The following is a 14,273-nucleotide window of genomic DNA, read 5'->3' on the forward strand; positions in this document are numbered from 1 at the left end:
GGCGGCTCATGGTTTGTCGGCGCCTTTGAGGCGCTCACCCTAAAGCCTCCGGCTCTGCCGGAGGATACTTACTCTGCTGTGGGGCGTGGCATTGCTGGTGCGCCGTATTCCTGGCCGCTTCTCAGCCCTGATGCTGATTGTGCTGTCGCTGACCGTCTCGTGCCGTTACATCTGGTGGCGCTATACCTCAACGCTCAACTGGGACGATCCGGTCAGTCTGGTCTGTGGTCTTGTGCTGCTGTTTGCTGAGACCTATGCCTGGATAGTGCTGGTGCTGGGCTATTTCCAGGTTATCTGGCCGCTTAACCGCCAGCCCGTTCCGCTGCCAAAAGATATGGCCGTCAGTCGATATCTTCGTGCCCACCTATAACGAAGATCTGAACGTGGTGAAAAACACCATCTATGCCGCACTTGGCATCGACTGGCCGAAAGACAAGCTCAAAATCTGGATTCTGGACGATGGCGGGCGCGATGAGTTCCGTCAGTTCGCCCAGACGGTAGGCGTGGAATATATCGCCCGAACCAGCCATGAACATGCGAAAGCAGGCAATATCAACAATGCGCTGAAATACGCCAAAGGCGAGTTTGTCTCGATTTTTGACTGCGACCACGTCCCGACCCGTTCATTCCTGCAAATGACCATGGGCTGGTTTATTAAAGAGAAGAATCTGGCGATGATGCAGACGCCGCACCACTTCTTCTCGCCGGACCCCTTTGAGCGTAACCTCGGGCGTTTTCGTAAAACGCCGAACGAAGGGACGCTGTTCTATGGGCTGGTGCAGGACGGGAACGATATGTGGGATGCCACCTTCTTGTGCGGCTCCTGTGCCGTTATCCGCCGTGGGCCGCTGGATCAAATTGGCGGTATTGCCGTTGAAACCGTCACTGAAGATGCCCACACCTCTCTGCGTCTGCACCGCCTTGGCCATACTTCTGCCTATATGCGTATTCCGCAGGCGGCGGGGCTGGCGACCGAGAGTCTCTCTGCCCATATCGGTCAGCGTATTCGCTGGGCGCGCGGCATGGTGCAAATTTTCCGCCTCGATAACCCGCTGTTTGGTAAAGGGCTGAAGCTGGCCCAGCGTCTTTGCTACGTCAATGCGATGTTCCACTTTTTGTCGGGTATTCCTCGGCTGGTGTTCCTTACCGCTCCGCTGGCGTTCCTGCTGCTGCATGCCTACATCATCTACGCGCCAGCTCTCATGATTGCGCTGTTTGTCTTGCCGCACATGATCCATGCGAGCCTCACTAACTCCAAAATCCAGGGCAAATATCGTCACTCCTTCTGGAGTGAGATCTATGAAACGGTGCTGGCCTGGTATATCGCGCCGCCGACGATGGTGGCGCTGTTTAACCCGCATAAAGGCAAGTTTAACGTCACCGCCAAAGGCGGTCTGGTGGAAGAAGAGTACGTCGACTGGGTTATCTCCCGCCCCTATATCTTCCTGGTGTTGTTGAACCTGGTCGGGGTCGCCGTGGGGATATGGCGTTACTTCTACGGCCCGGAAAATGAAATTCTCACCGTCTTCGTCAGTATCGTCTGGGTCTTTTACAACCTGATTATCCTCGGCGGCGCGGTGGCGGTGTCGGTGGAGAGCAAACAGGTCCGTCGTGCGCACCGGGTTGAGATTGCGATGCCGGCGGCGATTGCCCGCGAAGACGGACACCTTTTCTCCTGCACCGTGCATGACTTCTCCGATGGCGGACTGGGCATAAAAATCAATGGTCAGTCGCAGGTGCTTGAAGGGCAGAAAGTGAGTCTGTTGTTAAAACGCGGCCAGCAGGAATATGTCTTCCCGACCCAGGTGGTGCGCGTGTCCGGTAATGAAGTGGGGTTGCAGCTATTGCCGCTGACCACCCGCCAGCATATTGATTTTGTGCAGTGTACCTTTGCCCGTGCGGATACATGGGCGTTGTGGCAGGACAGCTTCCCGGAGGATAAACCTCTGGAAAGTCTGATGGATATCTTGAAATTGGGCTTCCGTGGTTATCGTCATCTCGCGGAATTCGCTCCTCCGTCTGTGAAAATGATTTTCCGGTCTCTGACCGTACTGGTTTCCTGGATTGTGTCGTTCGTTCCGCGCCGCCCGGAGCGTGGCGTGGCGGAACAGCAACCGGTGACGTGATTGGGCTCAACAATGATGAAAACGCGATGAAAACAAAACTTTCCTGGATTTGTGCAGTGGCTTTGGGGATGAGTACCCTTCCCGCGATGATGACGCATGCGGCGCCCGGTAATCCGGCGGCGCAGGCAGCCCCGACCATGCCGGTCGTTGCGCCAGCAACTGAGCCTGTTGCGACATCCGCACCGGGGCAAACGGAAACGCTGACTCCTGTCACGCCGACGCAAGGGCTGGCTGCTCCTGCGACCGCAAGTCAGGAAGTGGGTCAGGTGATGCCGGGAGTCGCACGGGCGAATGCGCCTGTTGTTGCGGACAACGCGCCCTCACGGAATGTCAAACTGACCTTCGCCGAAATTGCACCGCCGCCGGGCAGTATGGTGTTACGCGGCGTTAACCCCAATAACGGGGTTGAGTTTGGCATGCGCAGCGACGAAGTGGTGTCCAAAGCGCTGCTGAATCTGGAATATACGCCGTCGCCTTCATTGCTGCCGGTGCAGTCCCAGCTCAAGGTCTACCTGAACGACGAGTTGATGGGCGTCCTGCCGGTAACGAAAGAGCAACTGGGGAACAAAACCCGCGCTCAGGTACCGATTGACCCGCTGTATATCACCGACTTCAACCGCGTAAGGCTGGAGTTTGTCGGCCATTATCGCGACGTCTGTGAGAATCCGGCCAGTACCACATTGTGGATGGATATCGGACGTAACAGTTCGCTGGAGCTTTCTTACCAGACGCTGGCGGTTCAGAACGATCTGTCACATTTCCCGATCCCGTTCTTTGACCCGCGTGATAACCGGCCTCTGAATCTGCCGATGGTGTTTGCCGGCGCGCCGGATCTGGTGCAACAGCAGGCAGCCTCGATTATCGCCTCCTGGTTTGGCTCCCGTACGGGCTGGCGCGGGCAACGTTTCCCGGCGCAGTACAGCGGCCTGCCGGACAGCAATGCCATCGTGTTTGCCACCAACGACAAGCGCCCGGATTTCCTGCGTGATGCGCCAGCGGTGACCGCGCCGACCATCACCATGATGAATCACCCGAATAACCCCTATGTGAAGCTGCTGGTGGTGTTTGGTCGTGATGACAAAGATCTGTTGCAGGCGGCGAAAGGTATTGCTCAGGGTAACGTGCTGTTCCGTGGCAGTAGCGTGACCGTCGATGAGGTGAAACCGCTGCTGGCACGTAAGCCTTATGATGCGCCGAACTGGGTTCGCACCGATCGCGCCGTCACCTTTGGCGAGCTGAAAACCTATGAAGAGCAACTTCAGGCCACCGGCCTGCAACCGGCCTCCATTAACGTTGCTCTGAATCTGCCGCCGGATCTCTATCTGCTGCGCAGCAACGGCATTGATATGCAGCTGAACTACCGCTATACCGCGCCGCCGACCAAAGACAGCTCGCGCATGGATATCAGCCTGAACAACCAGTTCCTGCAATATTTCAGCCTGATCAGCAACCAGGACACTAACCGTCTGCTGCTGCGTCTGCCGGTTCTGCAGGGGCTGCTCGATGGCAAAACGGATGTCTCTATTCCGGCGCTGAAACTGGGCGCCGTTAACCAGTTGCGCTTTGACTTCCAGTATATGAACCCGATGCCGGGCGGCACCATCGACAACTGCGTGACCTTCCAGCCGGTGCAGAACCGTGTGGTTATCGGGGATGATTCCACCATCGACTTCTCGAAGTACTACCACTTCCTGGCGATGCCGGATCTGCGCGCTTTTGCCAATGCGGGCTTCCCGTTCACCCGGATGGCCGATCTGTCTGAAACCATCGTGGTGATGCCGCCTGCGCCAAATGCGGGTCAGTTGACCACGCTGCTGGATGCGATGGGTTCCGTGGGGGCGCAAACGGGCTTCCCGGCCATCAACCTGACGTTAACCGACGACAACACCCAGATTCAGGGGAAAGACGCCGACATCATGATCATCGGCGCCATCCCCGAGCAGTTAAAAGACGATAAACGCATTGACCTGCTGGTTAACGCTACCCAAAGCTGGGTGAAAACGCCGACCCGTCAGACGCCTTTCCCTGGGGTATTGCCGGATGAAACCGATCGTCAGCCAAATGTGCAGACGGCGGTAACCTCCAGTGGCCCAATGGCCGCCATCGTGGGGTTCCAGTCGCCTTTCAACGATCAGCGTAGCGTTATTGCTCTGCTGGCAGACAGTCCGCGAGGTTACGAATTACTCAACAACGCGATGAATGACAGCGGTAAGCGGGCGGGTGATTGATCCCAGCGATGCACGCAAAATCACCACCTCGGAGGGGCAAAGTTATGCGCTGTTCTTTGCCCTTGCGGCTAACGATCGCGCCGCTTTCGACGCGCTGTTGCAATGGACGCAAAACAATCTTGCCCAGGGAGATTTAAGTGCCCATCTCCCTGCCTGGCTGTGGGGTCAAAAAGATGAAACCCAGTGGGTGGTGCTCGACAGCAACTCAGCCTCTGACGGGGATATCTGGATAGCCTGGTCCCTGCTGGAAGCCGGGCGATTATGGAATGTGCCCGACTACACCCGCATCGGAAAAGCGCTGCTTTCCCTGATTGCCCGGCAGGAAGTTGTTCGTGTGCCTGGCCTTGGCCTGATGCTGCTGCCGGGAAAAGTCGGCTTTGCGGACAAAGACATCTGGCGCTTTAACCCGAGCTATTTCCCACCGCAGGTAGCGCAATACTTTACCCGTTTCGGCGCGCCCTGGACGACGCTGCGTGAAACGAATCTGCGTCTGCTGCTGGAAACGGCGCCGAAGGGATTTTCACCGGACTGGGTGCGTTACCAAAAAAGCGGTGGCTGGCAGTTGAAGCCTGAAAAAACGTTGATCAGTAATTACGATGCCATTCGGGTTTATGCCTGGGTGGGGATGCTCCATGACCAGGATCCGAGCAAGGCCCGCTTGCTGGCGCGCTTCAAACCCATGGCGACGCTCACGGCGAAGAAAGGCCTGCCGCCCGAAGAAGTTGATGTAGCGAGCGGCAAAGCCAAAGGTGAGGGACCGGTGGGGTTCTCCGCCATCCTGCTGCCATTTTTACAAGACCGCGACGCACAGGCGGTACAACGCCAGCGCGTGGCAGACCATTTTCCCGGCAACGATGCCTATTACAGCTATGTGCTGACGCTGTTCGGTCAGGGCTGGGATGAGCATCGTTTCCGCTTCACCCCTCGTGGTGAGTTACAACCTGACTGGGGCCAGGCATGCGCAACTTCTCATTAAGTCTTCTCAGTTTAACCCTGGGTATCGGGTTGATACCTGCCGCTTATGCAGCCTCACCCGCGCAACAACAATTGCTGGAGCAGGTGCGGCTGGGGGAAACCTCTAAGCGTGAAGATCTGGTGCGCCAGTCGCTTTATCGTCTGGAACTGATGGCGCCGGACGATCCGGATGTTATCGCCGCCCGCCTGCGCTATCTGCTGCGTCAGGGGGATAGCGCCGGAGCGCAGAAGCAACTTGACCGTCTGGCGACGCTTGCGCCGACATCCTCCGCTTATAAAGCGTCGAAAACCCAGATGACGCTCTCCACTCCGTAAGGTCGTCAGGCATTGCAGCAGGCGCGCTTACAGGCGGCAGCCGGTCATACTCCAGAAGCCATTGCCGCCTACGAAAGTATGTTTAATGGCAGCCCGCCGGACGGGGATCTCGCCGCTGAATATTGGGTGCTGGTCGCTAAAATTCCGGCGCGACATAATGAAGCCATCACTCAGCTAAGCGCCCTGAATACCAGCAGCCCCGGCAATGCGGAGCTGCAAAATACCCTTGCCCGACTGCTGATCGCCGATGGGCGTAACGAAGAAGGCTACGCCGTGCTTGAGCAGATGGCGAAAGCCAACACCGGACGCGATGCGGCGGCGAATATCTGGTATCAGCAAATTCAGGGCATGACGGTGAGCGAAAACAGCGTTGCCGCCCTGAAACGTTTTCTGAGCATCTTTAGCGAAGGCGACACGGTAGTGGCGGCCCGCCAGCAGCTTGATGCCCAGCAGAAACAGCTGGCGGATCCTGAGTTTCTCGCCCGGGCTCGCGGCCTGGCGGAGGTTGAGGCCGGGAAGGGGGGCAATGCGGTATCGGCGTTACAGCAGGCGGTGAGTAGAAATCATCAGGACAGCGAAGCGGTAGGCGCCCTGGGTCAGGCTTATTCGCAACGCGGCGATCGCGCCAGCGCCGTCGCGCAATTTGAAAAAGCCATTGCTCTGGATCCGAACAGTGATAACCGGGGTAAATGGGACAGCCTGTTGCAGGTGAACCGCTACTGGCTGTCGATTCAGCAGGGCGATGCGCAACTGGCGGCGAAAAATCCCGCTCAGGCGGAGCGCTACTATCAGCGAGCCAGAAGTATTGACGCAACGGACAGCTATGCGGTGCTGGGTCTGGGGGATGTCGCGATGGCCCGCAACGATACGCAGTCAGCGGAACGCTATTATCAGCAGGCGCTGCGCATGGACAGGGATAACAGCAACGCGGTGCGTGGGCTGGCAAATATCTACCGTGCGCAGTCCGCGGAAAAAGCCACGGCCTTTATTCAGTCGCTCTCTGCCAGCCAGCGCCGCAGTATTGATGATATTCAACGCAGCATAACCAATGACCGGCTTTCACAGGAAGCCGAACGTCTTGAGGCGCAGGGGAGCTTTGCCCAGGCGGCAGAACTGCAACGTCGTCGCCTGGCGCTGGATCCTGGCAGCGTGTGGGTGACTTACCGCCTGGCAAGCGATCTGCGGGCTTCCGGACAGCAAATGGAAGCTGACGCGCTGATGCATGATTTGTCGCGGCAGAAACCTGCGGATGCCGAGCAGGTGTATGCTTATGGCCTCTATCTTTCTGGTAACAATCAGGAAAGTGCGGCTCTTGCGCATCTCAATACGCTGGCGAAAGATAAATGGAACAGCAATATTCAGGAGCTGTCGGACAGGCTGGAAGCGAATCAGATGCTGGCGCGGGCCAACCAGCTACGTGACAGCGGCCATGAGGCCGAGGCTGAAGCCTTCCTTCTCCAGCAGCCCAACTCGACCCGTATCGAGCTGACGCTGGCTGACTGGGCGCAGCAGCGTGGGGACAGCAGTACTGCGCAATCCCGGTATCGCAGCGTGCTTGGTCGTGAGCCTGGCAACCAAGATGCCCTGCTCGGGCTTGCAGAGCTCTACGCCGCTGAGGGCAACCGCATGGCGGCACGGGAAACGCTGGCAAAATTGCCGACTCCGGCCCCAACGGTCACCCCATCCATTAATACTGAGCGGCGTGTTGCGCTGGTGCAGGCGCAACTGGGGGAAACCCAAAGCGCCCGGCAGGCCTTTGACAAAATCGTGCCTGAGGCAAAAGCGCTGCCGCCGTCGATGGAGAGCGCGCTGGTGCTGCGCGATGCTGCCCGCTTTCAGGCCCGGACCGGGCAGCCAAAGCAGGCGCTGGAAACGTACCGTGATGCAATGGTTGCCGCAGGTATCACACCGGCGCGCCCCGCCAGTAATGACGCATTCACCCTGCTGACGCGTAATGACGAAAAAGATGACTGGCTGAAACGCGGCGTGCGCAGCGATGCCGCCGACCTGTATCGCCAGCAGGATGTAAATGTCACGTTGCAGCATAACTACTGGGGCTCCAGCGGCACCGGCGGTTATTCCGATTTGAAAGCCCACACCACCATGCTCGAGGCGGATGCGCCGCTGGCGGACGGCAGAATGTTCTTCCGTACCGATATGGTCACGATGAATGCGGGGACCTTTGCCAAAGATGATGACGGAAGCTGGTCGCCAAACTGGGGCACCTGTAATTTATCGGCCTGTGATTCCGGACACCGCAGCCAGAAAGATACCGGCGCCAGCTTTGCCGTCGGCTGGCGTAATGACACCTGGGATATGGATATTGGCACCACACCGATCGGATTTAATGTGGTTGATGTGGTTGGCGGCCTGAGCTACAGCAATGATATCGGGGTGATTGGCTATACGCTCAATGCCCACCGCCGCCCGATTTCCAGCTCGCTGCTGGCCTTTGGCGGTCAGCAGGATAACGCCCACGACGATCACCCCGGCACTACCTGGGGCGGCGTGCGGGCCAATGGCGCGACGCTCAGCCTGAGTTACGATCAGGGTGAAGCCCATGGCGTCTGGGCATCGCTCGGCGCCGATCAACTGACGGGGAAAAATGTGGCTGATAACTGGCGCGTGCGCTGGATGGCAGGCTACTACTATAAGCTGATCAACGAAAACAATCGCCGGGTGACCGTAGGCCTGAACAATATGATCTGGCACTACGACAGAGATCTCAGCGGTTACACCCTCGGCCAGGGCGGTTATTACAGCCCACAGGAATATCTCTCGTTTTCCGTACCCGTGACCTGGCGTCAGCGTACCGAAAACTGGTCCTGGGAGCTGGGGGCATCGCTCTCCATGTCCCATTCCCGTACCGCATCGGAGCCCAGCTACCCGCTGATGAGCCTGATTCCGACAGCTTACCGGGTTGACGCCCGCCAGGCGATTGAGTCCGGGGATCGTCAAGCGGCTTCGGCTATACCGCCCAGGCGCTGATTGAGCGTCGGGTGACCTCCAACTGGTCGGTAGGGCTTGGCATCAACATTCAGAAAGCGAAAGACTATACCCCAAGCCAGGGGATGCTGTTTGTGCGTTACTCTGCCGCAGGCTGGCAGGGGGATATGGATATGCCGCCACGGACGCTGACGCCACATGCTGACTGGTAAAACGGGGCGTTATCCCGGGAAAATACGCATCTGGAAAGGTCCGATTTCGCGGATACAAACTGTTTACCTGCTTAGCTTAAGACGGTCACGATAGAGTATACTCTGGCGGCAGTGTTGTGATTCTATGACCTGCGTTTGTGTATCTCTGGAGAGCTAACTTGCGTGTCAGCCGTTCTTTAACCATTAAACAGATGGCTGCGGTATTTGCCGTGGCTATGGTGTTTATTTTTATTTTTTGCGTCATTTTGCTGTTTCATTTTGTGCAGCAAAATCGCTACAACACGGCTACGCAACTGGAAAGTATTGCCCGTTCTGTACGTGAGCCGCTGTCGGAAGCCATTCTGAAGGCCGATATCCCCGAAGCGGAAGCGATCATCAAAGAAATTAAACCTGCGGGCGTCGTGAGCCGCGCCGACGTGGTGTTGCCGAACCAGTTCCAGGCGTTACGGATGCGTTTTATCCCCGAACGTCCGGTGCCGATGATGGTGGCCCGCGTCTTTGAGCTGCCTGTTCAGATATCGTTGCCCATCTACTCCCTGCAGCGCCCGGCGAATCCACAGCCGCTGGCGTACCTGGTGCTGGAGGCGGATTCGTATCGTTTTTACAAATTTGTGATGAGTACGCTGTCTACGTTAGTGACGGCTTACTTACTGCTCACGCTTATTATGACGGTGGCCATCACCTGGTGCATTAACCGGCTGATCGTCCATCCACTGCGCAGAATTGCCCGTGAGCTGAACGAGCTGCCCCTCGAGGATCAGTTTGGCCATCAGCTTGCGCTGCCACGTCATCATCATGACGATGAGATTGGCAGCCTGGTGCGCAGCTATAACCGTAATCAACTGAATCTGCTGCGCCAGCATGATGAACTGAACATTCAGTCAACGCAGTTCCCGGTCTCTGAGCTTCCCAATAAAGCCTTTCTGATGGCGCTGCTTGAGCAGGTTGTGGCGCGGCAGAAAACCACGGCGCTGATGATTATCGCCTGCGAAACCTTGCAGGAAACGGCGGGTGTCTTAAAAGAGGCGCAACGGGAGATTTTGCTGCTTCAGCTGGTGGAAAAACTGAAATCGGTGCTGGCGCCGCGTATGGTGCTCACCCAGGTCAGTGCTTATGATTTTGCCGTGGTGGCGCATGGTGTCAAAGAGCCTTGGCATGCTATTACGCTGGGTCAGCAAGTGCTTACGGTAATCAATGAGCGGCTACCCATGCACGGGATCCAGCTACGCCCCAGCGCCAGTATTGGGGTGGCGATGTTCTACGGCGGGATGAGCGCCGAGCAGCTGTACCGTCGGGCGGTGTCGGCGGCCTTTACCGCGCGGCGCAAAGGCAAAAACCAGATCCAGTTCTTTGATCCTGAGCAGATGGAAGAGGCGCAACGACGGCTTAGCGAAGAGAGCGATATTCTGAACGCCATCGATCAGCAGAAATTCGCCCTGTGGTTACAGCCGCAGGTGGATCTGGCGACGGGGCAGGTGGTCAGTGCCGAAGCCCTGCTCCGTATGGAGCAGCCGGACGGAAGCTGGGATCTGCCTGAAGGGTTGATTGAACGCATCGAATCCTGCGGGTTGATGATCAACGTCGGCTATTGGGTGCTTGAGGAGTCCTGTCGTCTGCTGGCTGGCTGGCAGGAGAAGGGGCTGACGCTGCCGCTGTCGGTGAACCTTTCTGCGCTCCAGTTGATGCACCACAATATGGTGGCGGATCTGCTGGAACTGCTGAATCGCTATCGCATTAAACCCAATATGCTGATTCTGGAAGTGACGGAGAGTCGTCGTATTGATGATCCTCACGCGGCGGTGGCTATCCTGCGTCCGTTGCGTAACGCGGGCGTACGCATTGCGCTGGACGACTTTGGCATGGGCTATGCCGGATTACGCCAGCTTCAGCATATGAAATCCTTGCCGGTGGATCTGTTAAAAATCGACAAGATGTTTGTTGAGGGATTGCCTGCGGACAGCAGTATGGTGGCGTCGATTATTCACATGGCGCGCAGCCTGGATCTCAGCATTATTGCCGAAGGGGTTGAAACCGAGGCTCAGCGTGAGTGGCTGGCCGGGGCGGGTGTTGAAATGGCGCAGGGCTTTTTATTCGACAAAGCCGTCACGGCTCCGGCGTTTGAAGCGCGTTATCTGACTAGTTCAGATAAGACTGAAAACGCGTGAATTGTTGCTGGCTTGTACGAGTCAGCTCTAATTTCTTAACATTGTTGTTTCAAATTTGATGTAAGTTTATTTCTGTCATGTTTTACGGGTGTTATTTTTAATCCGCAGGCGCGAGAACCCCCTATAAAGCCTGTGGTTTAAACCTCAAGGACACCCTATGAAAACCTCTCTGTTTAGAAGTCTGTACTTTCAGGTGCTGACGGCGATTGCTATCGGTATTTTGCTCGGCCATTACTACCCGGAAATTGGCGCGCAAATGAAACCGTTGGGTGATGCGTTCGTTAAGCTCATCAAAATGATTATCGCCCCGGTTATTTTCTGTACCGTAGTCACCGGCATCGCTGGCATGGAGAGCATGAAGGCCGTAGGCCGTACAGGTGCGGTGGCGCTGCTCTATTTTGAAGTGGTCAGTACCATGGCGCTGATTATCGGTTTAGTGATTGTGAACCTGGTGCAGCCCGGCGCGGGGATGAACGTTGACCCGGCGACGCTGGATGCCAAAGCGGTAGCCGTCTATGCCGAGCAGGCGAAAGATCAGGGTATTGTAGGCTTCCTGATGGATGTGATCCCCTCGAGTGTGATCGGCGCCTTTGCCAGCGGCAACATTTTGCAGGTGCTGTTGTTCGCAGTACTGTTTGGCTTCGCCCTCCATCGTCTGGGCAGTAAAGGGCAGCTGATTTTCAACGTGATTGAAAGCTTCTCGCAGGTCATTTTCGGCATCATCAACTTCATTATGCGTCTGGCCCCGATTGGTGCCTTTGGAGCCATGGCGTTTACTATCGGCAAATACGGCGTTGGTACGCTGGTCCAGCTTGGCCAGTTGATTATCTGTTTCTATATCACCTGTATTCTGTTTGTGGTGGTGGTGCTCGGCAGTATTGCCCGCGCCACTGGCTTCAGCATTTTCAAGTTTATCCGCTATATCCGTGAAGAGCTGTTGATAGTCCTTGGGACCTCCTCTTCTGAGTCTGCGCTGCCGCGTATGCTTGAGAAAATGGAGCGCCTCGGCTGTCGTAAGTCGGTGGTCGGCCTGGTTATTCCCACCGGATACTCTTTCAACCTCGATGGCACCTCTATCTACCTGACGATGGCTGCCGTGTTTATTGCGCAGGCGACCAACAGCCATATGGATATTTTCCATCAGATAACCCTGCTGGTGGTGCTGCTGCTTTCATCAAAAGGGGCGGCGGGCGTCACCGGCAGCGGCTTTATCGTGCTGGCCGCCACTATCTCGGCAGTGGGCCACTTACCCGTTGCCGGGCTGGCGCTGATTCTGGGTATTGACCGCTTTATGTCCGAAGCCCGCGCGCTGACCAACCTGGTCGGTAACGGGGTGGCGACCGTCGTGGTGGCGAAGTGGGTGAAAGAACTTGATCATAAAAAGCTCACTGATACGCTGAATAATCGTTCGACAGCAAGCAAAACAGGCGAAATTTCCTCATAATCTCGCAACTTAAGCCCGTAGCCCTTGTCGGGCTGCGGGTGCCTGAGCATAATTGATCCCTGGCCCGTTGGACTCCAGTGTGAATTCTTCGGGATATTTCACTGCGCTGCGCGACATTTTCGCTTTTGCGAGGTCTAACACCGGAGTGTTATGTATCTTTGGCCTCCCCACCTGGCGGGGCTGACTTTTTAACCAGGAATGTTGATCAGGGGTTCTCATGCAGGGCACAAAAATTCGATTGTTAACAGGCGGTTTGCTGATGCTGGCGGCTGTCGGTTATGTGCAGGCAGAAGCACTCCAGCCAGACCCGGCGTGGCAGCAGGGGACACTGGCAAATGGATTTCACTGGCAGGTTTTAGCGACTCCCCAGCGTCCCAGTGACCGGGTTGAGGTTCGCCTGTCTATTGATACGGGTTCGCTGACGGAAAGCACCCAGCAAACCGGCTTCAGCCATTTTATTCCTCGCGTTGCACTGACCCATAGCGGCAGTCTGCAACCTTCCCAGGCACGCTCTCTCTGGCATCAGGGCATCGACCCGAAGCGACCACTGCCGCCTGCGCTGGTCTCCTATGAATACACCATTTTCAATCTGAGTCTGCCGAACAACCGCAATGATTTACTCAAAGAAGCGCTGGTGTGGCTGGCGGACAGCAGCGGCAAACTGACCATCACTCCGGCAACCGTCAATCATGCGCTGGCCAGTGAAGATATGGTCGCGACCTGGCCTGGTAATACGAAAGACAGCTGGTGGCGTTATCGCCTGAAGGGGTCGAGTATGCTGGGCCACGATCCGGCTGAAACCCTGAAGCAGCCCGTGGATGCCGAACAGCTCGACGCCTTTTATCAGAAATGGTACACCCCGGATGCGATGACCCTGATTGTGGTGGGTAACGTTGATACGCGAAGCGTGACCGAACAGATCAACAAAGTCTTTGGTGACCTGAAAGGCAAACGAGCCGCACCGGCGCCTGTCCCGACGTTGCCGCCGATCCCGCGTCAGCCAGTCAGCATCATGACCGATGCGGTGCAGCAGGATCGCCTGTCTGTTATGTGGGATACCGCATGGCAGCCTATCCGTGAATCAGCGGCGCTGCAGCGTTACTGGCGGGAGGATTTGGCGCGTGAAGCGCTGTTCTGGCATATCCAGCAGTATCTGACGAAAGCAAACATCAAAGATATCGGGTTGGGTTTTGACTGCCGTGTGCTGTTCCAGCGTGCCCAGTGCGCCATTAACCTCGATTCCCCGAATGAAAAATTGCAGAACAATGTCGGCATTGTCGCTCGCGAGCTGGCAAAAGTACGGGATAACGGTCTGCCGGAAGAAGAGTTTAATGCGCTGGTGGCGCAAAAGAGTCTGGAGTTGCAGAAGCTGTTTGCCACCTATGCCCGTACCGATACCGATATTCTGATCAGCCAGCGTATGCGTTCGCTGCAAAATCAGGTGGTGGATATCGCGCCGGAGCAGTATCAAAAACTGCGTCAAAACTTCCTTAGCAGCCTGACCAAAGAGGAACTGAACCAGGATTTGCGTCAGCAGCTTTCGCAGGATATGGCGTTGATTTTACTGCAGCCGAAAGGTGAGCCGGAATTCAATATGAAGGAGTTGCAGGCCTCCTGGGCATCCTTTATGTCGAGCGGGGAAGCCGCGCCGGTTGCGGCTCAGCAGAGCGGTAATGACGATCCGCATGCCGACGTGTCGGATATTCCGCCGAAGCAGTAATGCGCAAAAATGGTTGGGCAATCTGCGGTCTGATGCCCTCACCCCGGCCCTCTCCCACAGGGAGAGGGAGAGCAGCTGTGTTTAAAGTCAATGGGTGGCAGCTAACCTGCCGCCCATTTTGTATTGTCACGCACCATGGCGT

General features: G+C 56.6%; 3 protein-coding genes and 4 pseudogenes. All 7 read left to right on the plus strand.

From position 1 onward, the window contains the following. Nucleotides 1–67: 67 nt before the first annotated feature. A pseudogene (gene bcsA, locus ACSZO4_RS20945) lies at nt 68–2,126 on the plus strand (UDP-forming cellulose synthase catalytic subunit); the annotation flags it as partial. 26 nt (nt 2,127–2,152) lie between these two features. Then, a pseudogene (gene bcsB / locus ACSZO4_RS20950) lies at nt 2,153–4,345 on the plus strand (cellulose biosynthesis cyclic di-GMP-binding regulatory protein BcsB); the annotation flags it as partial. After that, nucleotides 4,341–5,330 (plus strand): annotated as a pseudogene (gene bcsZ / locus ACSZO4_RS20955) (cellulose synthase complex periplasmic endoglucanase BcsZ); the annotation flags it as partial. The pseudogenes bcsB and bcsZ, both read left to right, overlap by 5 nt. Further along, nucleotides 5,312–8,802 (plus strand): annotated as a pseudogene (gene bcsC / locus ACSZO4_RS20960) (cellulose synthase complex outer membrane protein BcsC). The pseudogenes bcsZ and bcsC, both read left to right, overlap by 19 nt. Nucleotides 8,803–8,960: 158 nt before the next feature. Beyond that, nucleotides 8,961–10,967 (plus strand): biofilm formation regulator HmsP, encoded by a 2,007-nt coding sequence (gene hmsP / locus ACSZO4_RS20965; RefSeq protein ID WP_437891011.1) that lies wholly within the window; start codon nt 8,961–8,963, stop codon nt 10,965–10,967. A gap of 157 nt (nt 10,968–11,124) precedes the next feature. After that, nucleotides 11,125–12,411: a dicarboxylate/amino acid:cation symporter gene (locus ACSZO4_RS20970; RefSeq protein WP_437891012.1), complete on the plus strand. Its 1,287-nt coding sequence runs from the start codon at nt 11,125–11,127 to the stop codon at nt 12,409–12,411. Nucleotides 12,412–12,628: 217 nt separating this feature from the next. Then, nucleotides 12,629–14,131, plus strand: coding sequence for a M16 family metallopeptidase (locus ACSZO4_RS20975; RefSeq protein WP_437891013.1), 1,503 nt, complete (start codon nt 12,629–12,631; stop codon nt 14,129–14,131). Nucleotides 14,132–14,273: the final 142 nt, after the last annotated feature.

The organism is Phytobacter sp. V91 (assembly GCF_965644225.1).
Lineage (GTDB): Bacteria > Pseudomonadota > Gammaproteobacteria > Enterobacterales > Enterobacteriaceae > CBFFRJ01.